The sequence below is a fragment of the Shewanella eurypsychrophilus genome (assembly GCF_007004545.3).
Classification (GTDB): domain Bacteria; phylum Pseudomonadota; class Gammaproteobacteria; order Enterobacterales; family Shewanellaceae; genus Shewanella; species Shewanella eurypsychrophilus.
This window is the reverse complement of the sequence record NZ_CP045503.2, coordinates 1039707-1059401: the sequence shown is the minus strand read 5'-3', so window position 1 is coordinate 1059401 and position 19695 is coordinate 1039707. Positions and strand designations below refer to the sequence as shown.

Genomic DNA, 19695 nt, shown 5'->3' with positions numbered 1-19695 from the left:
GAATCGATTAACAATGGTCAAAATGTGCATACTCCATACACATAAACTCGACTTGTTGCAGCGACATCACTGGAACCTTGATCTCCCTCAATATTGTCGAGCCTAAAGAAAGGCGATCAATGAAGTCCATATCACCAACGCCTTCATTTTCTTCATGATGAGAAAACAGCTGAATCGAAGCACTATAGTCATTGGTTAGACCACAATGTACCCATATATTTTGCCATTTAACACAATAAAAAGGTGCACTGTTTTTACTCTTGTCATGCTCTGACTCAACGCGGTCGTCAACACTCATTGCGACTTCATAGGCAATTGGAGGCTCAGCTAAGTAGGTTGAAGTCTTCTCAAAAGCTGCATGAATAACTGCAATGACCAGCTTCGAGTTGTCAAAAGCCGATAACGTCTGGTTGGCATAAGGTGCCAGCAAATTTTGAACTGGCTGTATTACATCTTTTTCATATTCTTTATTCATCATGACCCCTAAGCTAATTGTTATTTATGCAGCGCTCTTTGAACATCTAGTTCAAGTCGATAAGGCCAATAGATAATAATCTCTATCATCGAAGGTAAAATAGTCCAGCACCTGCATAGAAGCCTTTTTAGTATGCGCAGTAAAAGAGCCTAAGTTATCTTCAGCAATAAACGTCAGCATATAGGAAAAGTCCGCTTTAACCTGCATAGTAATTCCAGCAACCAAAGCCTCAAATATCCCTTGCCCTCGACACTCTTTTTTGATCCAAATTGGGCCATACTGGCAGGAGTTACGAATAGACAAGGCTTGCCCCTCAATACTCAAGGTTTTTATATTCTTAAGAATGTTTCTGTATATGGGCCAAGATTCAAAAAAAGCCCAGCGACCAGCAATAACATAACCAAGGATGTCACCGGGTTCAGCACTTAAATTGTCAGCAACTTCCTTTTCTGCCACGCAAATCCAGTGCCTCTCAATAAGCTCTTTTAACTCACTTTCATCAAAAGTTTGCCCATCCAGTCCATAGTCTTGTGAACCATCACCAAGTTCATCATTTAGGTGTATCTGTTCGAGTTTTACAAGCTGCTTAAGATCGCCAATTGTGGCAGGTCTGATATTCATGACTTAGGTATTCACTCTTTACTAATGTTTGAAAAATATTCAAGAAAATGAATTTGATTATATACCTAAATCCCCCTAAGGTCGGCTAAATATCCTTCTAGGCGTGAATGCCAAATAGGTCGCTATTTGCTTAATGGCGATCTGACGACCACAATTACCAAATAACTAGACAACTTTCCCTAGGTTCCCATGCTCCCTGAAAATGTTGACACCCGTATTAGCTTGCTCGAAAGTGATAATACCCAGCTCAATCTAGTTCGTTGGATGCATCAGTGTGAGTTAATGAAGCGCTACTATGAAGCGGATGTGGTATTTATCATTCAGGAAACTGGGGCCAACTTTGAAGTGATTGTCAGCTCAATATGCCAAAGCAGAGAATTTACAACGGGAACGGCTTTTCCACGCGATCACAAAATTTTCCAACGCTTAGTCCGCTCATTGCCTGATGGGCTCAATATTGATTTAACCAATCATGATCACATCGATCTCCATGAAGAATTCGACCAGGCTCAAAACCTACTAACCCGCCCCATACTTTGGCCTGATGGTACCCATTTTGGCTGTATCTGCGTCTTGAATGCTAAAACTTCACCCACTGCCTCTAATTCATTTATGCTCGAGCCATTTCAAGTACTGCTGCAGCAAGAGTTAACTCTGTACTGCCAAACTCAGAGGATAGAGTCTCTATCTATGCGAGATAGAGAGACTGGCATGCTAAACCAATATGGATTCATTATGATGGCGCCTAGGCAACTAAGTCTAGGAAGACGATTCGGCGCCCATGCCGGGATTATATTTTTCGAACTCTATTCTGATTATGGTGCAGAGCATATAGAGGAGAAACACCACAGGTTACTAGGTACTATCATTCAGGACACCATAAGAACTGCTGATATAGCGGCCCATTATGATGATAACCAGTTTGTTGTACTGGTATTTGTCGATTCTGAAAGAGATCTTCTGCATATATGCAAACGAGTTGATAAGCTTGTTTTTCAGCAGAATGAGCAATTAAAAGTCGATTCCAGCTGTAACTATTTCACTCCAGACTCAACAGTAAAGCTTGCGCCTATGCTAAATGAATCTAAAAAAGGACTGAAGTCTGAACAAGTTAAACGAGAAGAGGAGACTGAGCTTTTAGAGGCGAGAACGTAACAGAAACGACACAGAGAAAAGGCATAAGATATGCACTAGTTGTCTCAAGTGTCATTCAAGCTAAACCAACGATCCCTTTTACATTGGAAGAACACTCTGTTCTTCAAAAAACAGACAAAGTTACATGTTATTAACTTGGAAAATTCAGTATGCTTACACCGTCGTTTCTGTGAATTGGTCTTAATACCAATTAGGTATAAAGACTCAATGTAATAAATAAGTGAGAAAACTCATGCTGGCGCAAAATAATCATCATTTAGTCTGGCTAAGAGAGCAAGATCATCCAGCAATCAGCTTGACTCGATGGCAGCAGCAAGTCGACTTACTCAATAGCTTCTACCGCTCTCAAGCGAGTGTCATTGTACAGCTTTCAGAAGATAGCTTCCAAATCGTCTGCGCCCGCCAAAAACAGCCTCATGGGCTTAGTGGTGGAACAACCTTTTTGGATGCTGGGCTATTACATCAGATGCAGTCTCAACCTGGCTATGGTTTATCACAGGTACAAGGAGAGGAGCTTAACTCGAGTTTATCCCAATTTGAGCGACTCTTATGCCAACTCATATTTTGGCCCAGCGGAGAGTTATTTGGGTGTATTTTGATCTGCGAACCGGGCCAAGATAAACATCAAGAGCGTCTAACTCCTGTGATTGAAACCACCAAAGCCCTAATACAGGCTGAGTTAAAGCATCTTTTCTTAATGCAGAAAGTTCAAATGTTATCAGTTCAGGACGATCAGACCTGTATGCTGAATCAATATGGTTTTAGCCTAATGGCACCAAGACAATTAAGCTTAAGTCGTCGCTTTGGCTCCCATGCAGGCATTATTCTTATTGAAGTTCTATTTGATGAACAAAATAAACAGACAAGTGATGCCAGTCAACAAATTATGCGTTCAGTCGCTAGGATTATCCATCACAGCCTAAGAGATGCTGATGTTTCGGCAAGGATTAGTGATAACCAGTTTATCATCCTATGTTTTATCGATAATGAATCAAACTTAGACTCTCTGGTTCTGAGATTGAAAAAACAACTGCTCAAAGAAGCGAACGCGATACGGATTGCTATAGGACAGAGTTACTTCACGCCTGACACTCAAATCAGCCTGCTCCCAATGCAAGAGCAAGCAACTGAAAGTCTTGAGGTAAATAGGCTTGAGTTATTGAATATGCCCGCTCAGTAAGCTCAAGATAAGCGAGCACTGCTCTACTTATTTTCCTGTGCTCTTGCCCATTGTATAAATAATACGATGGGAAAGGGCGACATCAATACAGCCCCTAAACCAATCATGCTAGACACCAATACCATACCGGATATTTCAAGTGTCACTTCTGTAAACAGATAACCTCCGATCCCACCAAGAAGCAGCATGACACCTAGCCAATGCAATAGTTTTATCGCTTTCATTACACTTTAAGCCCCTATATCGAGTTATTGCTTTTTATCTTGCCTTAAACTTGCCACAATATAAGCATAAATTTTTGTGGATCCCAGTTATGTCTTTAAAATATTTTATCATCGCTACTAGCCTACTCGGATTAACCGCTTGCCAAAGTACGACTGAGACTCCAATGTCATCTAAAGGATTGGCGTTAACAGGTACCTGGCATATTGAAGCTATCAAAGGTCAACCAGTAATCGATTATAGTCCTGCTCAACTCATTTTTGCTGAAGAAGGCAAGCTTAGTGGTAATAACAGCTGTAATAGCTTCTTTGGCAAATATACACTAACGGAAGATGCTCTCACACTCAGCCCAGCAGGTAGCACAATGAAAGCCTGCGTGGATGCATTAATGGATCAAGAGCAGCGCGTCATGAGCGCTATGCCTAAAGTAGTCTCAGGCCAGATATCTAAAGGAAAGCTGCTGCTGAAAGATACAGAGGGCGATACTCAGCTAGTACTGAGTAAAATCTAACCCATATGCTTACACCATGGCAGATCTAAAAAACCGCCAATTGGCGGTTTTTTACTTTAAAAAATGAAACGGTATTAAACAATATTCAAACGAGAATAATGCCTATCCGAATAAGTCATTCAAGCATCAAAATGCCCTTGCTTATGCTCTGAGTCGAGTTTCATTTTATGTAATGATGCAGGCGGCTGATCTCTTTCAATAAGATAGCTCCAGTAAGCATCATCAAAGCCACGAAAAAATTGCTCAGTTTTACCTTCTGACTTTAAGATTAACCACCACCACACAAGTCCCCACGCACCAAATGTCACTAAAGTAAGCACAAAATGAATCACCTTGTTTTTTTCTAAATTCGACGATTCGACCTTATCTTTTAGCCTCATTGTATCTTCTTGCACGATCAGGTTATCTTGATTCGCTGCAGCTCGTCGTAAATCTCGTAAACCAACACTTTTCCCTCTAAATTTTACTGAGCCTTGAACTGAAAACTTAACCGAAATCCGATGCACACGGTATTTATGGTGGACTGTTGCCATAGGCGCCTCTTCTCCTAAGTCGACTTCTCTTAAGCCAGTAATATAAAGTCTAGCAGAGGTAGACTTTAGTCGAATAAAATATCGCAGCCTGATAGAAACTTTCCGGCACAGAAAATGGTAAAGTGCATAACTTCAATAAGTCATGCACTGGAAAAAGAGTCGATATGAAAATAAGAACAGGCCAGCAATCGGATCTGGCAGCACTCGTACAATTCAACCAAGCTATGGCACTAGAGACTGAAAACCTTACTCTAGACGAAGCCTTGCTAACGAAAGGCGTTAATACCCTGCTGTTAGAACCTGAAAAAGGCTGCTACTTAGTGGCTGAAGTCGATGGCGAAATAGTGGGTTCTCTTATGGTCACGTTTGAATGGAGTGACTGGCGTGCGATGAATTACTACTGGATCCAAAGCGTCTATATCCGCCCTGAGAATCGTCGTCAGGGGATCTATGGCAAGCTCTACCAGCAGGTAAAATCCATAGCAGCTGAGAATGGTGGTGCAGCAAGCTTTAGACTCTATGTCGAACAAGAGAACACTAAGGCTCAGCAGACTTATAAAGCCCTAGGGATGGAGCAGAGTTATTATTTAATGTATGAAGAGAAGTAAGGATGAAGCGCGAGGTTCTAGGTTCTAGTTCCTAGGATCTAAAAACTAGAACCTAGGAACTTGTTTAAGTTAAGCACAAATACTCAGGACTTTAATGGCTAAGCCACCTTGGCTAGTTTCGCGGTACTTAACATGCATATCTTTGCCTGTTTCGTACATGGTCGCAATCACCTTATCTAGGCTGACTCTAGGCTCACTATGACGACGCATCGCCATGCGTGAAGAGTTAATCGCTTTAACAGCTGCAATGGCATTACGCTCGATACAAGGAACTTGTACTTGGCCAGCAACAGGATCGCAAGTCAAACCCAAGTTGTGCTCCATACCTATTTCAGCAGCAATACAAACTTGAGTAGGTGTGGCTCCCATGATTTCAGCTAAGCCCGCAGCGGCCATAGAACAGGCAACTCCAACCTCTCCCTGACAACCCACTTCGGCACCAGAGATCGACGCATTTCGCGTATAAAGCGAGCCAACAGCGGCTGCTGCTAAATAAAAGCGAGTATATTCTTGCTCACCCATGGGTTGAATAAACTTATCGTAATAAGCCATCACAGCAGGAATTATGCCTGCAGCGCCATTCGTCGGCGATGTCACCACGCGTCCACCAGCGGCATTCTCTTCACTGACAGCGAGGGCAAACATGTTCACCCAATCAATGACTTCCATAGGATCTGAAGATAGCCTCTCGTTGGTTTTCAATTGACGGTATAGTGCCGGTGCACGCCTTGGTACGCGAAGAGGCCCCGCAAGCACACCTTCAGTTTTTTGCCCTTTTTCTATGCCGGCTTTCATCACATCCCATACAGCACCAAAGCCTTCATAGATGGCTTTTTCACTGCTGAAAGCCTTCTCATTTTCCATCATTAAGGCGCTGATACTCATGCCTGCTTGGGTACACTGCTCGAGTAATTCAGATGCATAGGCGTAGGGAAAAGGCACCATGACTTCATTGGCCGCCGTTAAGCCAAAGTGCTCTTCATCGACAATAAAGCCGCCACCAGTCGAGTAGTAGGTCTTACTCAGTGCAGACTTATCATCGATATAGGCATGAATAGACATACCATTTTCATGTAGTGGTAGTGCATGCTGATGAAATGTCACCGAACCTTGGGGGAATTTAACCTGGTGAGACTCTTTTCCTAAGTATAACAACCCAGTTTTCTCGATCTGAGCAATAGTCTCAGGGATCGATTCAATATCAACATTTTCAGGGCTATTACCACCAAGGCCCATCAAGATTGCGATATCAGTGTGATGCCCCTTACCGGTTAATGACAGTGAGCCATAGATATCGACACTCAAATGAGTGATCAGCTCTAACTCGCCTGATTGACGTAACTCATCGACAAACTCTTTGGCGGCCTTCATCGGCCCGACAGTGTGTGAGCTCGATGGACCGACACCTATCTTAAAAATATCAAATGCGCTAAACATAATTTTACCTCTAAAATCCTTTGAGGAAACTGAAACGAGGAAGGGTCAGCCCTGTCTACCAAGTCTGACCCTAAACACTACACCTTAAAAAATTGGTAATTTCTTAAGACAACATACCAAATAAGATTGCTGTCATTGCCAATAGACCGGCAATAACCACAAAGACATTGCTAATACGGCCACGGTAAGCTTTCAACGCTGGAACCTTGTATACAGCATACATAGGCATTAGGTATAAAATAGCCGCAATGATTGGACCACCAAGCGCTTCAATCATGCCTAGAATGCTTGGGTTAATTACCGCAACGCCCCAAATAGTGACGAACATAAAGCCTAAGATGAACTTATCAACTTTCTTAGCTGAAACCTCTTTTTTACTGCTTCTCAACTGCTTATTAATGATCCCTCTCATTCCTTCAGTCGCACCCATATAATGACCAAAGAAAGATGACACAATCGCGATGACAGCGATGATAGGACCAAAATAGCTAACGAAACCGCTTGAGTGGACATTAGCAAGATAGGAAAGAATCGGTAGATTTTGCGCTTTAGCTTCTGCAAGCTGAGTAGGACTGAGTGAAAGCACACAAGAGAATACAAACAGCATCACAAAGCTCACTAACATCATGCTTGTGTTGCGCAGTATGATATCCGCTTTTTTCGCTGCATTCTGACCATGTTCACGCTTTAATGCGACAGAGAACTGGGAAATTGCAGGAGAGTGGTTAAAGGCAAAAACCAATACTGGAATTGTGAGCCATACAGTCCCTAAGAAGTCACCCACTTGAGGTACCTGCATGATGGCATCTGTCTTCCAGCTAGGGATTAGATACAGTGACATAAAGGCTAAGATAGCAACTAAAGGGTAAACCAAAAACTGAGTGACTTTAAGCATCAACTTCTCACCAGAGACCATCACAGACATCATGGCAATAATGAGCAAACCTGAAAGAATGAAGCGTGGAGGAGATGCAAAGCCTAGTTGGTTTACGATAAAGCTATCCACAGTATTGGTGATACCAACGCCGTAAATTAACACTATCGGAAAAATGGCAAAGAAATACAGCACTGTGATGGCTTTACCTGCCCCAACGCCAAAATACTCTTCGACCACATCAGTAATATCGCTGCCTTGCTTTTGAGAAGAACAAACAAAACGAGACAAGCCACGGTGTGCCAAATAAGTCATAGGGCCGATGATTAAGGCCATCATCACTAGTGGCCAAAAACCACCCATTCCAGCGTTAATCGGTAGAAAAAGGATACCTGCACCTACTGCAGTACCAAACAAGCTCAACATCCAGGTGGTATCTTTACGTGTCCAGCCTTGGATTGCCGCTGGGTTAGCTTGCGTATCGTTGACAGGAGTGACGGGCGCTTCATTTTGCATAAACATTACCTTTGAGGTGTTCTACACCTTGGTTTTTCTAGATGCCACCCCGCCTTAAACCATTTTCAAAGGGGAAGCAGCAGCAAATTTCAAGGCCAGAATATAGAAGTAAAGGTGTTAAAAGTTGATCTAGAGCGGGGTTTTGTCATCAAATTTAAGAACAAACTGATATTGGGATCTATGTCTAATTTATCATGTGCTAAATCTATATTTAATACTCACCACAGCAACCAAAACGAACCTAAAATTAACATTTAAAGCACATATATTACTGTTTGGTGATATTAGAAAATCTACCCCAACCAAAGCGGTGCGCACTCAGCTCACAAAAAAGCGCACTACTTCGACATCACACTGCATTAGCTGGGTGAAACTTGAATTAGATCACAGCATTTGTCGCTAGCCAAAAGTGAATAATCAAGCGTGATCTGCTGCACACCAACTCATAACGTCAGAGTGACCCATGTCACGCATCAGTTTTTTTAGGCCAAAAACTAACTGCTGTGATTCCCCTCTCTAACAAAGCACTTTCAAATCGAAATAATAAATCATCGACTGAGTAGGCTTAATTCGTAAAAAATGACACGATTTAGCTTTATATGCGGGAAAGGAATATTCAATAGCTCACAATAAAGTGAGTATAATCTCTACATGCTTGTAGGGAGATGATGGATAATATGCACAAGATAACGAACCTTAAAAAAATAAGAGTATTTGTCGGCTCAAAGAACCCGGTAAAAGTGAACGCGGCTAAAGTCGCCATCTGTCAGCTTTTTCCTGATAGCGATATCGAGTGCAATGGCATGCATACACCTTCAGGGGTACCGGATCAGCCCATGACAGATCGCGAAACCCGCGATGGCGCGGTAAATAGAGTGAAATATTGTCAAAATTTCGCCTACACAAATGAAAATAGATCTGAAGATGAAGATACCACTGAGCTATTTATCGCAATGGAAGGTGGAGTCGATAATTTTGAATATGGTCCGGCAACCTTTGCCTACACAGTAATAGCGACCAAGCACCAGCTTTCTATAGGGCGTAGCGCTCAACTGCCTATTTCCAATGCTATGTATGAGTCTTTGTTAGCAGGAGAAGAATTGGGAGATGTCATGGACAGATTGTTCAATACAAAAAACATCAAGCAACAAGGCGGAGCCATAGGTCTACTCACTCAAGGCCACGCCACCCGAGAAAGTATCTACACTCAAGCATTAATTCTAGCGATGGCGCCAATGCTAAACCCTCAATTGTACTAATACCATTCCATTGATTTTCATCATATTGATGATGGCTCAAGGTCCCTTTGAGCCGTCATTCATTAAACCGCAATAGGATAAATTAGCAATTGCTTGCATTATTTTCTCTAAGCCACTAGGTTAGGCTTAAGCAATGCTTATCAAACACCTACCAACATTTGATTTATAACGTATGCTCGAGAACGTTACTCACATTAACCCATCTACCACTTGCATTTTACTTCATAAGCCCCTAAATTAGTTGTAAGTCGCAACCAAATTGATTGATATTGACCAAGACAGCGGCGATTAACGACATTAATGTACTGAATACATAAATTATGGGTAAAATATGACTGCAGATTCGAAAACAAATGATCAACCTGGATCTGCCCTCAGAACCATTTCTCGTCATATTGTCCGCCAGCTTGGCATGCTGAATTCGGCCTGTGGTGATCTGCCCCTCTCGCCAGTGCAAGCTCATGCCCTTCTCGAAATCAGCCATGGTGCAATATCCATAAAAAAGCTGGCCGATATCCTCAATATTGATAAATCAAACGCGAGTCGTGCTGTTAGTCATCTAGTAGGAAAAAGATTTGCTGACACCAAAAGCAACCCTAGAGACAGTCGTAGCCTGCTGGCACACCTGACTCCTAAAGGAAAAAGGTTACTGCAGAAATTAGATCGGCAGCAAAATATCATCTTTGACGAAATCTTATCTCAATTGTCTCCCTCTGAAACTCAGAAGATAGAAGTAGCCATGAGCGTCTACCATAAAGCCATTCGCCGCTCACAGCTGCAACAGGAATACACCATTAGAGAGATCACTGCACAAGACAATACAGCCATGGCCGAGGTGATCCGCCAAGTCTCTGCCGAGTATGGCTTAACTGCGGACAAGGGCTATGGCGTTGCCGATCCCACCTTAGATGCTATTAGTGAACAATACCTAGGAAATAATGCCTGCTATTGGATAATAGAAAAGGATGGTCAAGTATTAGGCGGAGGCGGAATTGCCCCCTTAGTGACCAGCGGCTCAACAGAGGATCGACAGCAGATCTGTGAACTACAAAAGATGTACTTCAGCCAATCTTTACGCGGGAAAGGCTTTGCTAAGCGCTTAGCTTATCAGGCTCTCGACTTTGCTCGCGATCAGTCCTTTGATGCTTGTTACCTAGAAACAACCGCATGTCTGGGTGAAGCCGTGAAACTGTATGAGTCCATTGGATTTGAGCATATAGATTCTCATATGGGAGACACAGGTCATGATGCCTGTGAGATGCCCATGTTGTTAAAGTTATAAAAGGTACTAGTTCCTAGGATCTAGAACCTAAGATCTTTATTTCCTAGTCTTTCCTCTGAAAGCTTGTTAGCCTCGAATTCAGGTAGGACACTTCCTTTACCTAATCAATGCACAGTGGAGATCTTATGGAATATCGTCGAATACCACATTCCAGCCTTGAAGTGAGTAAGCTCTGTTTAGGCACCATGACTTGGGGAGAACAAAACACCCAAGCCGAAGCCTTTTCTCAACTCGATTATGCCATAGGCAAAGGCATCAATTTTATCGATACCGCCGAGATGTACCCTGTGCCGCCCAAAGCGGAAACTCAAGGCGAGACTGAACGTATTCTCGGTAACTATCTAAAGCAGAGTGGTAAGCGCGACAATTTGGTTATCGCGACGAAAGTCTCGGGTCCTGGCTCTAAAAGCGATTATATTCGCCCCAACATGACCTTGGACTGGCGTAATATTCATGAAGCTGTAGATGCCAGTCTTAAACGTTTGCAAATCGATACCATAGATCTCTATCAAGTCCATTGGCCAGACAGAAACACTAACTTCTTCGGCGAACTGTCATATCAGCAAATTGATGACAATGAAAAGCAGACCCCAATCATAGAAACATTAGAGGCATTAGCCTCTCTGGTTACAGCAGGAAAAATCCGCTATATCGGCGTCTCCAATGAGACGCCTTGGGGAGTGATGAAGTATCTACAGCTCGCCGAGAAACACGGTTTACCCAGAGTTGTTAGTGTGCAAAACCCTTATAACTTGCTTAACCGTAGTTATGAAGTCGGTATGGCCGAGATAAGCCACCGGGAAGAGGTTCCCTTACTCGCCTATTCACCACTGGCATTTGGCGCTCTGTCGGGTAAATATATAGATGACAAGTGGCCAGAAGGGGCTAGACTCACCTTGTTTAAGCGCTTCTCTCGCTACACTGGTACTCAGGTAGCACTCGAAGCCACTAAAGCGTATGTTGAGCTCGCCCGTGAGTTCAAACTCAGCCCGGCGCAGATGTCGCTAGCCTTTGTGACATCACAGAAATTTGTAGCATCTAATATAATAGGCGCCACTAACCTTGAGCAGTTGAAAGAGAATATTGACTCAATCAACACAGTGATCTCATCTGAGTTAATGATCAGACTCGATGAGCTTGCACAAACCTATCGATTGCCTTGTCCATAACGTCAAGCTCTAAGTAGTCGAACTGATTGAAGCAGGAACTAGCTTCTGAAATGAAGCGAGTTCCTACTATTCATTCCGCTTTAGTCCTGCTTTCGGCAAAAACAATACACAAAATGTTGCTCTTGCCCACTTGGTGTCTGATGGGACTCCTTCTCATGACCAAGAAGAGAGAAAGGCTCGCCGAACTCATCATGTAGCTTAGAAGCACTATAACGCTGTACCGGCAAACCACTGCACATGGTAGGGCCATCTTCTGCAAATGTAGCAACGATGACCAGCCCACCCGGCTTTACCGCTCTAAGCACTGCTGCTACATATGCTTGTCGCTCCTCTAACGTATTAAGAAAATGAAATACGGCCCTGTCATGCCAGACATCAAAGCTGTGTCTGGGAAAATCTGCTTCTATCACATTGGCCACTAGCCAATTGATATTTGACGCCCTGCTTCCCAATCTCTCTTTTGCCTTATCAAGGGCTGCAGCCGATAAATCCAATACGCTAATATCTCGATACCCTTTGTCTAACAGATCATCGACCAGCGTCGAGGCACCACCTCCAACATCGATAATCGACGCACCTAGCCCTGCTTCCGAACTTTGGATCAACTTTAACGATAGTTTTGCATGTTCCTGAAACCAGCTAACCTCATCTTCGGCCTTGGTGGAATAAACATTTTCCCAATGATCTTTAGACTGCATCTCGACTCCTTACTTTTGACAGAACTGTAGCAAACCTGCTGTAGAAAAGATTGTTATAAATACAAGTTTTATCTAATGGAATAGATAAAGGAAGAGTAAATAAAGCAAGAGCAATCAAAGTTAAAAGCAGCTTGCATTCGCTGTGCAGATCTCCGAAGATCATCAGGCCTTTTATTTTGTGATTAAATTAGTGGATTAAACCATGGACCATGCCAATCTTCGTGCTCAATTTCCTACACTCGAGCAGACACTAGACGGCTATCCACTCTGTTACCTCGATACCGCAGCCACCAGCCAGAAGCCAAAACAGGTCATAGAAGCTATGAGCAGCTATTATCATAAAGATAATGCCAACGTTCATCGTGCTGCTCACCAATTATCGTCACGTGCCACCACTCACTATGAAGCGGTGCGAGATCAGCTAAAAAGCTTTATTAAGGCTCAGCGAAGAGAAGAGATCATCTTTACCCACGGCACCACTGAATCCATCAACATGGTCGCTTATGGATTGACCCATAAAATAAAATCCGGCGATATGATTTTAATCGACACAGCTGCTCATCATGCCAATATTGTTCCTTGGCAGGAGTTAGCCAAGCGCACAGGCGCGGTTATCAAGCCCATACCGTTAACTGAGGACTGTCGCCTCGATATACAAGCCTATGACAAACTATTAGAAGAGAAACCCGCTATCGTTGCATTGTGCCATGTCTCCAATGCACTCGGTACACAAAATCCAGTGGACAGTCTCATCGCTAAGGCTAAAGCTGTTGGCGCTATCACCTTGATTGATGGTGCTCAAGCCATCGCGCATCTTGATGTCGATATGCAAAAGATTAACTGCGACTTCTATGTCTTTTCTGGCCACAAGATGTATGGCCCAACTGGCGTAGGAGTCCTCTATGGCCGCTTCGAACTTCTCGATACTCTTACACCTATGATGACTGGTGGTGAGATGATCAAAACCGTCAGCTTTGATAGCACTGAGTACAATATACTGCCAAACAGACTAGAAGCCGGTACGCCGCCTATAGCTGAGGTCATAGGACTTGGAGAGGCATTAAGCTTTCTACTCTCTCTGCCGACAGCAGAAACCGCTCAAAGAGAAAAAGAGCTGCTCAACTACCTGCAGCAACAACTTAAAAATTTAGGCGATATCACCCTTTACGGCGCACATGAAGACAACATAGGTGCAGTCGCCTTTAACTTAACGGGTGAACATCATCAGGACGTAGGGATCTTACTGGATCAACAGGGCATCGCCGTACGCTGCGGCCATCATTGCGCCATGCCACTGATGCAAAGCTTAGGCATTAAAGGTTGCTGCCGAGCCTCTATCGGTGTCTACAGCAATAAAGAAGATATCGATCGTTTTATTGAGGCATTAAAATCAGTGAAAGATATGCTGCTAGACTAAGGTTCTAGGTTCTAGGTTCTAGGTTCTAGGTTCTAGGTTCTAGGTTCTAGGTTCTAGCAAGTTATTGAAAATCATTAAAAATTATTCAGGGCACGTATGAGTCAACTAGCACAACCCAGCACAGCAGCATTTTTAGCACTATCTCTCGACAGCGAAGAGATATTACCTCTGTTTGAGAACGCTGGCAGTTGGCAGGAACGCTATCGTCAAATAATGCTACTAGGAAAAAAGCTGCCTAAACTTGATGAAGAGTTTCGGGTAGAACAAGCCCAAGTCAGAGGCTGCGAGAGTAATGCCTGGCTCTATCATAATGAAATAGAGGGTAAACACTACTTTATTGCAGATAGTGATGCCCGGATCGTAAAAGGGCTAATAGCGCTATTGCTAACCGCTTGTAACGGCAAGAGTTCTGACGAAATAGCGGCGTTCAATTCAGATGTCTATTTCGACCGTTTAGGCCTAACCGGACAACTGAGTCCATCTAGGACTAATGGATTACTTGCGGTATTGAAAGCGATTAAAACATCAGTCTGACAGACTTGTCGGATAACAACTTACTCAAGTATCTTTTGAATTGGGTTCATTGGGCGGTTTTGGTATTTGGTTATTGCCTAGTAAGCATAGCTTCATTGATATCTATTGCTTGCAGCAGGCCTACATCAGCTATGCAGTCGAAAAAGTCATCTCTTCGATTTAAGATTTGTTGGTTAGTAACACGTTTCTGGACAAAAACGTGTTTACTTGTTGGATAACAAGTTCCTGAAATATCTATTGTGGATTCATTGGGCTAACTCGGTATTTGGTTATTATCTGGTAAGCATGACTTCATTGTTATCTATTGCTTGCAGCAGGCTCACATGTAGATACTTCAGTGGGACGCTGTAAAGCCATCCCTGGCCGCTCTGCGGTTTCATCCTTGAAACCGAAGCCCACTGCCGCATCTACATCAGGTTATTCATCTCTTCGATTGGAGCTTAAAGGTGCTAGCTAAACACGTTTTTGGACAAAAGCGTGTTTACTTGTTGGATAACAAGTTTCAAAGATCTTCTTTAATTGATTTTATTGGAATTACAGGGCTCTTGCGAGCAAAACTGCCTTGTTTGACTAGCTTATTTGGCTAATATGAAATCATGTTAATTTAGAATATGATGAGATTATAAAGAGGTGCAAAAACTCAGTAAGTAGAGTTGTTTGCAATCAGAGAGGGTTCCATTGAATACTTTAGCGCATAGCAGTAAATTACCTAACCTTGGCACTAGCATATTTACTACTATGACAGGGCTGGCCAACCGATATAAAGCCATTAACCTCTCTCAAGGCTTTCCTGAGTTTGACGCCCCCGTTCTGCTAAAGCAGCGCTTAGCTAAATACTGCGAGCAAGGATTTAATCAGTACGCGCCCTCCTGTGGACTTGCACCTCTTCAGGCTCAAATAGCATCACTCACAGGGCGAATATACGGCACAGATATCAACCCACTTGATACAGTCACTGTGACTTCTGGCGCGACCGAGGCCTTGTTTGTCGCCATACAAACCATCACCCACCCAGGAGATGAGATAATTATCTTCGATCCCGCCTATGACTCTTATGAACCAGCTATTGAACTGGCCGGAGGCCGTGCGGTACATATCGCCATGCTGGCGCCGGATTATGCCATCAACTGGCCGTTGGTAGAGGCTGCTATCACCGAGAAAACCCGTGGCATTATTATCAACACGCCCCATAACCCCAGCGCAAAGACATTAAAACAAGCTGATTTTGATAAGTTAAAGGAACTAGTCCTCAAGCATGATCTGCTGCTGATAAGTGATGAGGTATATGAACATATCACCTTTGAAGGAACACCACACATTAGTGTGTTAAGCGATGCTGAACTTTTTGCGCGCGCGTTTGTGATCGCTAGTTTTGGTAAAACGTTCCACTGTACAGGCTGGAAGATGGGTTACTGCATCGCCCCCGAGAAACTGACACAAGAATTTAGAAAGATTCACCAATATGTCACCTTTTCAAGCTTCACTCCGGCTCAACTGGCATTAACAGATATGCTCGCCGAAGAGCCTGAACATATCACTGCACTCGCCCCTTTTTATCAACATAAGAGAGACGTGTTAGTTAATGCGCTACAAGCTAGCCGTTTTACTATTTTACCCAGCGAAGGCACCTACTTTTTACTACTAGATTATTCGGCGATATCACAGATAGACGACATGGCATTTTGTGAATACCTAGTCAAAGAGATTGGCGTAGCCGCAATCCCACTAAGCGTATTTTACCAAACTCCCCCCGGTGATAAAGTCATTCGCCTATGCTTTGCCAAAGAGGATGTAACATTGCAGCAAGCAGCAGAAAGGCTGTCTCCTCTCTAGTGGCAGATTTCACTATTCATATTGAATTTTGCTCACTTGTCGGATAACAAGTTTCAAATATCTTTTTGGGGTGGGTTCATTGGGCAGACATTGTATTTGGTTATTTTCAGGTAAGCACAACTTCATTGTTATCTATTGCTTGCAGCAGGCTCACATGCAGATACTTCTGTGGGACGCTGTAAAGCCATCCCTGGCCGCTCTGCGGTTTCATCCCTGAAACCGAAGCCCACAGCTGCATCTACATCGGATTATCAGTCTCTTCGATTGGAGTATCTTAGTTTTCTCTAGCGCGTTTCGGGACAAACCTTGTTAGAGTAAATAGTCTTTTAGTCGTGTTTGAATAAGCTTAAGTACGATGATGTTTGTGTATCTAACTATTGTTAACTTGATCCATTAACGGTTCAAAAGTCAGCTCAAATCGTTCTGGGTGTATTTTTGAAACTTCTACATCACAAAATTTATTAAATACAGAACTAGCAAACGTTTTACCTAAACCGCTGAGTTCCCCCTCTTTCATTGCTTTCTTATAAAGATCTAAGTCTCCATTACAGCCGATTATAAAACGTCCAATTGCCCTCGGATGAACATCCATAAAAAACATGTCTTGAGTTTCCTTAGAGTACTTCCACAAGTTTTGCTTTGTATCAACACTTTGTATTAACGTAAAATTATCTAAGCCTTCATTATTCAGTTCAAGATCTGAATACAACCCTTGATTAGAAGACCTCATATAGCTAGCCTCAGTTCCTGGAATTATAAACCTGTGCTCTTTCTCATATATCCACTCGTCTGATTTAGTTAAATAGTAATGTGTTCTAATTGAGTCTAAAGACTGCACATCAACGCTAAACGGATAATTTCGGCGTTTACGGTAGTTGACTTTACCAAGTATTGCGTCTGAGGAAGTAGGACACTTACCAATATTAAACATGTCCAATGGATCAGCCCCTTCGATAAGAAACTCAACTACAGCTCCTTTATGCTCATCAGCATAATGACTCCACATGAGAAGGTTATCAGGTGTTTCCGATAGAGAAACAATGCCATGAAGCCCCATAAAATCTGCAGTATGAATACTTCGTTCAACATTACCATCAAGGATATTTAGCTTCTGGTTTGTTGTGCTAGCTACCTTACATTCGAATGGGTCATTTAACGCCCAATTAGGAGTAAGCCTTAGCAATGGTTTTTTAATAAACTTGAGAGCTACATCTTCAGACATGTACTTGTAAAGTCTTAACATTTAAAGTGACCATTATGGGTATAGGCATCCAATCATATAGTACAAACATTAAAAAATATTAGTCAAATTTATAACTCTATAAATGCTGTAAGCTTTTTCTCTAGCTGATTAAGGGTCATTTCAGAATCAGGTAACTAACAAGCCCAAATCGAAGAGATAAATAATCAAGTGTAGATGCGGCTGCGAGCTTCCAAAACAGGGATGTTTTGGTAGAGCCCACATGGAGGTGCTTGCGGCGTTTCGCAGTAGCATCTGCACAATCCTCGCCGGACAGGCGGTAGGTTACATTGAAGGGACGACCTTCAAACAAACAGCCCAGCATCCACTCAGTTAGATGATAAATAGATGTAAACTCAGTCTAGCGAGTGGCTGCGAACTTCTGCTGCATGACATCTGATGTAAATCCATTTTCATCAGATGTCGCTGCATAGTCCATATGGCCAATTCAGATAAATTTCCAGCCGATACTAACCAGCTTTATTTACTTTATCGGTTATCTTTGTTTGCCCTACTTCAGTGAGTAAACCTTTAATCAAGCTAACGCATCCTAATAGCAAAATAATAGTAAAAGGTAGTGCGGCAATGATAGTAATTGATTGTAAGGCTTGAATTGACTGAGTGCCGCCAATCCACAGCATCACCATAGCGATAGCACCAGAGATAACGACCCAAACAACTTTCTGTCGCTCTGGTACTTCTAACTTACCACCCGCTGTCATGCCATCAATGACGATTGAACCTGAGTCTAAAGTAGTAACAAAGAAAACAATAATCAGTGCTATAGCGATAACCGATAGGATATTTCCGAGCGGATAAGCATCTAACATATAAAATAAACTTAAAGATACATCAGTAATTCCTTGATCAATACCCAGCTGACCAACTTTATCAACCACCTGTTCGATAGCAATACCGCCAAAGATCGACATCCAGGCAGTGGTTACCACTGTAGGTATTAACAATACACATAGAAGAAACTCTCGAATTGTACGTCCTTTAGAAATGCGGGCCACAAACATACCGAAAAATGGCGCATATGCTACCCACCAAGCCCAATAGAATACGGTCCAACCATGTAGCCAGGTTGTATCGTCACGACCTGAAGTTTGGCTTAAGGGAATAATGTTTTTCACATAGCCAGAAATCGCAGTTGCCAATGAATCAAGCACTGTTGTGAAATTCAAAACAGCAATGAAGCCAAGAAATACAAAGGCTATAATCATGTTTAGATTACTTAAAAACTTAACGCCTCCGTCCATACCGCGCAGTACAGAAAAAATAGCTAAGCCCATAATTAGAACGATAATGAACTGCTGGAGAAAAATATCATTTTCAAGGCCAAAAACATGGCTAATACCACTGGCTGCTTGTGTCCCTCCTAAGCCAAGCGAAGTGGCTAAGCCAAACAAGGTCACCAGAACCGTTAATATATCAATTGCATCACCTGTTTTCCCCCAGACTTTATCGCCTAATAATGGGTAGAACACAGAGCGCATTGATAAAGGTAGCCCTTTATTGTATACAAAATAGGCCAGACAAAGTGCTGTCATGCCATAAATTGCCCACGCATGTATTCCCCAGTGAAAGGCTGTTGCTCCTAATGCCAGTTCACGGCCTTCTGGTGTGAAAGGCTCAACACTTAAAGGAGTACCAAACCAGTTAGTATAGAAAGCAGTAGGCTCCGCCACCCCCCAAAAGATTAACCCTATCCCCATTCCAGCTGCAAATAGCATAGAAATCCATGACAACATGGAATAGTCAGCAGTTGCGCTATCACCGCCTAAACGAATTTTACCTAGAGGTGAAAACACAATAGCGACGGCTAAAATAAGCATTAAATTTGCTCCCCACATAAAGAGGAAATCAAAATTAGATAGAACGGCTCCCTTAACTGAGTCAATGGCTGCTTTGGCGTCTGCTGGCGAGAGTGCTAGTAACGCAACGATAAATAGAATAGATAGGCCGACTGAGACAGTAAAAACTGTGTTGTGGACATCCATGCCGAACTTATTGACATTATCTTGCCCGATTTGATAATCTGTTGATTCAATGCTGTATTTATTTGATTTAAAACTCATAAATTATGATGTTCGCATATCCGGTTTCACGAATATAAAGACCACTCCAT

Annotated in this window: 19 protein-coding genes; 10 read left to right on the top strand and 9 right to left on the bottom strand. The window is 42.7% G+C overall.

Translation table 11 applies throughout. The annotated features are described in order from the left end of the window. Positions 1 to 7: 7 nt before the first annotated feature. A complete protein-coding gene (locus FM038_RS04355) occupies positions 8 to 475 on the bottom strand; it encodes a hypothetical protein (RefSeq protein WP_142872924.1) in 468 nt (155 codons plus the stop codon). Between the two features lie 51 nt (positions 476 to 526). Continuing rightward, positions 527 to 1096, bottom strand: coding sequence for a GNAT family N-acetyltransferase (locus FM038_RS04350; protein ID WP_142872125.1), 570 nt, complete (start codon positions 1094 to 1096; stop codon positions 527 to 529). 189 nt (positions 1097 to 1285) lie between these two features. Here FM038_RS04350 and FM038_RS04345 point away from each other — a divergent pair, with 189 nt between their 5' ends. Together FM038_RS04345 and FM038_RS04340 are read left to right on the top strand one after the other, a co-directional pair. Further along, a complete protein-coding gene (locus FM038_RS04345) occupies positions 1286 to 2251 on the top strand; it encodes a GGDEF domain-containing protein (RefSeq protein ID WP_142872124.1) in 966 nt (321 codons plus the stop codon). A 232-nt stretch (positions 2252 to 2483) separates the two neighbouring features. Further along, the gene (locus FM038_RS04340) at positions 2484 to 3431 is read left to right on the top strand and encodes a GGDEF domain-containing protein (RefSeq protein ID WP_142872123.1); all 948 of its coding nucleotides are present in this window, start codon (positions 2484 to 2486) and stop codon (positions 3429 to 3431) included. A gap of 23 nt (positions 3432 to 3454) precedes the next feature. Here the strand turns inward: FM038_RS04340 and FM038_RS04335 are convergent, their stop codons facing one another. Next, positions 3455 to 3655, bottom strand: a complete 201-nt coding sequence (locus FM038_RS04335; protein ID WP_142872122.1) for a hypothetical protein — start codon at positions 3653 to 3655, stop codon at positions 3455 to 3457. 89 nt (positions 3656 to 3744) lie between these two features. On the opposite strand from FM038_RS04335, the gene FM038_RS04330 reads away from it, so the two are divergent. Beyond that, on the top strand, positions 3745 to 4164 hold the full coding sequence (locus FM038_RS04330) for an META domain-containing protein (RefSeq protein WP_142872121.1): 420 nt from the start codon (positions 3745 to 3747) through the stop codon (positions 4162 to 4164). Positions 4165 to 4283: 119 nt separating this feature from the next. Here FM038_RS04330 and FM038_RS25415 read toward each other — a convergent pair whose 3' ends face one another. Next, the gene (locus FM038_RS25415; protein WP_142872120.1) at positions 4284 to 4697 is read right to left on the bottom strand and encodes a DUF4234 domain-containing protein; all 414 of its coding nucleotides are present in this window, start codon (positions 4695 to 4697) and stop codon (positions 4284 to 4286) included. A 164-nt stretch (positions 4698 to 4861) separates the two neighbouring features. Between FM038_RS25415 and FM038_RS04320 the strand changes: the two genes are divergently transcribed. Then, a complete protein-coding gene (locus FM038_RS04320) occupies positions 4862 to 5305 on the top strand; it encodes a GNAT family N-acetyltransferase (RefSeq protein ID WP_142872119.1) in 444 nt (147 codons plus the stop codon). Between the two features lie 69 nt (positions 5306 to 5374). Here FM038_RS04320 and FM038_RS04315 read toward each other — a convergent pair whose 3' ends face one another. Further along, positions 5375 to 6742: an L-serine ammonia-lyase gene (locus tag FM038_RS04315; RefSeq protein WP_142872118.1), complete on the bottom strand. Its 1368-nt coding sequence runs from the start codon at positions 6740 to 6742 to the stop codon at positions 5375 to 5377. A 103-nt stretch (positions 6743 to 6845) separates the two neighbouring features. Then, complete coding sequence (locus tag FM038_RS04310; RefSeq protein WP_185965754.1) at positions 6846 to 8132, bottom strand: serine/threonine transporter; 1287 nt, start codon at positions 8130 to 8132, stop codon at positions 6846 to 6848. A gap of 677 nt (positions 8133 to 8809) precedes the next feature. On the opposite strand from FM038_RS04310, the gene yjjX reads away from it, so the two are divergent. The 3 genes from yjjX (at position 8810) to FM038_RS04295 (ending at position 11842) form a co-directional block, all read left to right on the top strand. Next, positions 8810 to 9391 carry an inosine/xanthosine triphosphatase gene (yjjX, locus tag FM038_RS04305; RefSeq protein ID WP_142872116.1) on the top strand — a complete coding sequence of 194 codons (582 nt, stop codon included), beginning with the start codon at positions 8810 to 8812 and terminating at the stop codon, positions 9389 to 9391. Positions 9392 to 9722: 331 nt separating this feature from the next. Next, the gene (locus tag FM038_RS04300) at positions 9723 to 10673 is read left to right on the top strand and encodes a bifunctional helix-turn-helix transcriptional regulator/GNAT family N-acetyltransferase (RefSeq protein ID WP_142872115.1); all 951 of its coding nucleotides are present in this window, start codon (positions 9723 to 9725) and stop codon (positions 10671 to 10673) included. 125 nt (positions 10674 to 10798) lie between these two features. After that, positions 10799 to 11842, top strand: a complete 1044-nt coding sequence (locus tag FM038_RS04295) for an NADP(H)-dependent aldo-keto reductase (protein WP_142872114.1) — start codon at positions 10799 to 10801, stop codon at positions 11840 to 11842. Between the two features lie 80 nt (positions 11843 to 11922). Here FM038_RS04295 and FM038_RS04290 read toward each other — a convergent pair whose 3' ends face one another. After that, the gene (locus FM038_RS04290; RefSeq protein WP_142872113.1) at positions 11923 to 12540 is read right to left on the bottom strand and encodes a class I SAM-dependent methyltransferase; all 618 of its coding nucleotides are present in this window, start codon (positions 12538 to 12540) and stop codon (positions 11923 to 11925) included. A 202-nt stretch (positions 12541 to 12742) separates the two neighbouring features. Between FM038_RS04290 and FM038_RS04285 the strand changes: the two genes are divergently transcribed. The 3 genes from FM038_RS04285 to FM038_RS04275 all read left to right on the top strand — a co-directional run bounded on the left by FM038_RS04285 (position 12743) and on the right by FM038_RS04275 (position 16324). After that, positions 12743 to 13957: a cysteine desulfurase gene (locus FM038_RS04285; RefSeq protein ID WP_142872112.1), complete on the top strand. Its 1215-nt coding sequence runs from the start codon at positions 12743 to 12745 to the stop codon at positions 13955 to 13957. A gap of 96 nt (positions 13958 to 14053) precedes the next feature. Continuing rightward, positions 14054 to 14491 carry a SufE family protein gene (locus FM038_RS04280; protein WP_142872111.1) on the top strand — a complete coding sequence of 146 codons (438 nt, stop codon included), beginning with the start codon at positions 14054 to 14056 and terminating at the stop codon, positions 14489 to 14491. Positions 14492 to 15169: 678 nt separating this feature from the next. Then, the gene (locus FM038_RS04275; RefSeq protein WP_142872110.1) at positions 15170 to 16324 is read left to right on the top strand and encodes a methionine aminotransferase; all 1155 of its coding nucleotides are present in this window, start codon (positions 15170 to 15172) and stop codon (positions 16322 to 16324) included. 370 nt (positions 16325 to 16694) lie between these two features. Here FM038_RS04275 and FM038_RS04270 read toward each other — a convergent pair whose 3' ends face one another. Next, entirely contained in the window at positions 16695 to 17546 is an 852-nt protein-coding gene (locus tag FM038_RS04270; protein WP_185965753.1) for a DUF2971 domain-containing protein, read from the bottom strand. A 488-nt stretch (positions 17547 to 18034) separates the two neighbouring features. Continuing rightward, positions 18035 to 19645 carry a BCCT family transporter gene (locus tag FM038_RS04265; protein ID WP_195873206.1) on the bottom strand — a complete coding sequence of 537 codons (1611 nt, stop codon included), beginning with the start codon at positions 19643 to 19645 and terminating at the stop codon, positions 18035 to 18037. Between the last annotated feature and the right edge of the window lie 50 nt (positions 19646 to 19695).

Excerpts from the sequence above, each read along its gene's own strand:
- FM038_RS04290 (WP_142872113.1), bottom strand. The coding sequence starts at position 12,540 with ATGCAGTCTAAAGATCATTGGGAAAATGTTTATTCCACCAAGGCCGAA.
- FM038_RS25415 (WP_142872120.1), bottom strand. The coding sequence starts at position 4,697 with ATGGCAACAGTCCACCATAAATACCGTGTGCATCGGATTTCGGTTAAG.
- FM038_RS04265 (WP_195873206.1), bottom strand. The coding sequence starts at position 19,645 with ATGAGTTTTAAATCAAATAAATACAGCATTGAATCAACAGATTATCAA.
- FM038_RS04320 (WP_142872119.1), top strand. The coding sequence starts at position 4,862 with ATGAAAATAAGAACAGGCCAGCAATCGGATCTGGCAGCACTCGTACAA.
- FM038_RS04345 (WP_142872124.1), top strand. The coding sequence starts at position 1,286 with ATGCTCCCTGAAAATGTTGACACCCGTATTAGCTTGCTCGAAAGTGAT.
- yjjX (WP_142872116.1), top strand. The coding sequence starts at position 8,810 with ATGCACAAGATAACGAACCTTAAAAAAATAAGAGTATTTGTCGGCTCA.
- FM038_RS04350 (WP_142872125.1), bottom strand. The coding sequence starts at position 1,096 with ATGAATATCAGACCTGCCACAATTGGCGATCTTAAGCAGCTTGTAAAA.
- FM038_RS04355 (WP_142872924.1), bottom strand. The coding sequence starts at position 475 with ATGAATAAAGAATATGAAAAAGATGTAATACAGCCAGTTCAAAATTTG.
- FM038_RS04270 (WP_185965753.1), bottom strand. The coding sequence starts at position 17,546 with ATGTCTGAAGATGTAGCTCTCAAGTTTATTAAAAAACCATTGCTAAGG.
- FM038_RS04310 (WP_185965754.1), bottom strand. The coding sequence starts at position 8,132 with ATGCAAAATGAAGCGCCCGTCACTCCTGTCAACGATACGCAAGCTAAC.
- FM038_RS04340 (WP_142872123.1), top strand. The coding sequence starts at position 2,484 with ATGCTGGCGCAAAATAATCATCATTTAGTCTGGCTAAGAGAGCAAGAT.
- FM038_RS04295 (WP_142872114.1), top strand. The coding sequence starts at position 10,799 with ATGGAATATCGTCGAATACCACATTCCAGCCTTGAAGTGAGTAAGCTC.
- FM038_RS04330 (WP_142872121.1), top strand. The coding sequence starts at position 3,745 with ATGTCTTTAAAATATTTTATCATCGCTACTAGCCTACTCGGATTAACC.
- FM038_RS04300 (WP_142872115.1), top strand. The coding sequence starts at position 9,723 with ATGACTGCAGATTCGAAAACAAATGATCAACCTGGATCTGCCCTCAGA.
- FM038_RS04280 (WP_142872111.1), top strand. The coding sequence starts at position 14,054 with ATGAGTCAACTAGCACAACCCAGCACAGCAGCATTTTTAGCACTATCT.
- FM038_RS04335 (WP_142872122.1), bottom strand. The coding sequence starts at position 3,655 with ATGAAAGCGATAAAACTATTGCATTGGCTAGGTGTCATGCTGCTTCTT.
- FM038_RS04285 (WP_142872112.1), top strand. The coding sequence starts at position 12,743 with ATGGACCATGCCAATCTTCGTGCTCAATTTCCTACACTCGAGCAGACA.
- FM038_RS04315 (WP_142872118.1), bottom strand. The coding sequence starts at position 6,742 with ATGTTTAGCGCATTTGATATTTTTAAGATAGGTGTCGGTCCATCGAGC.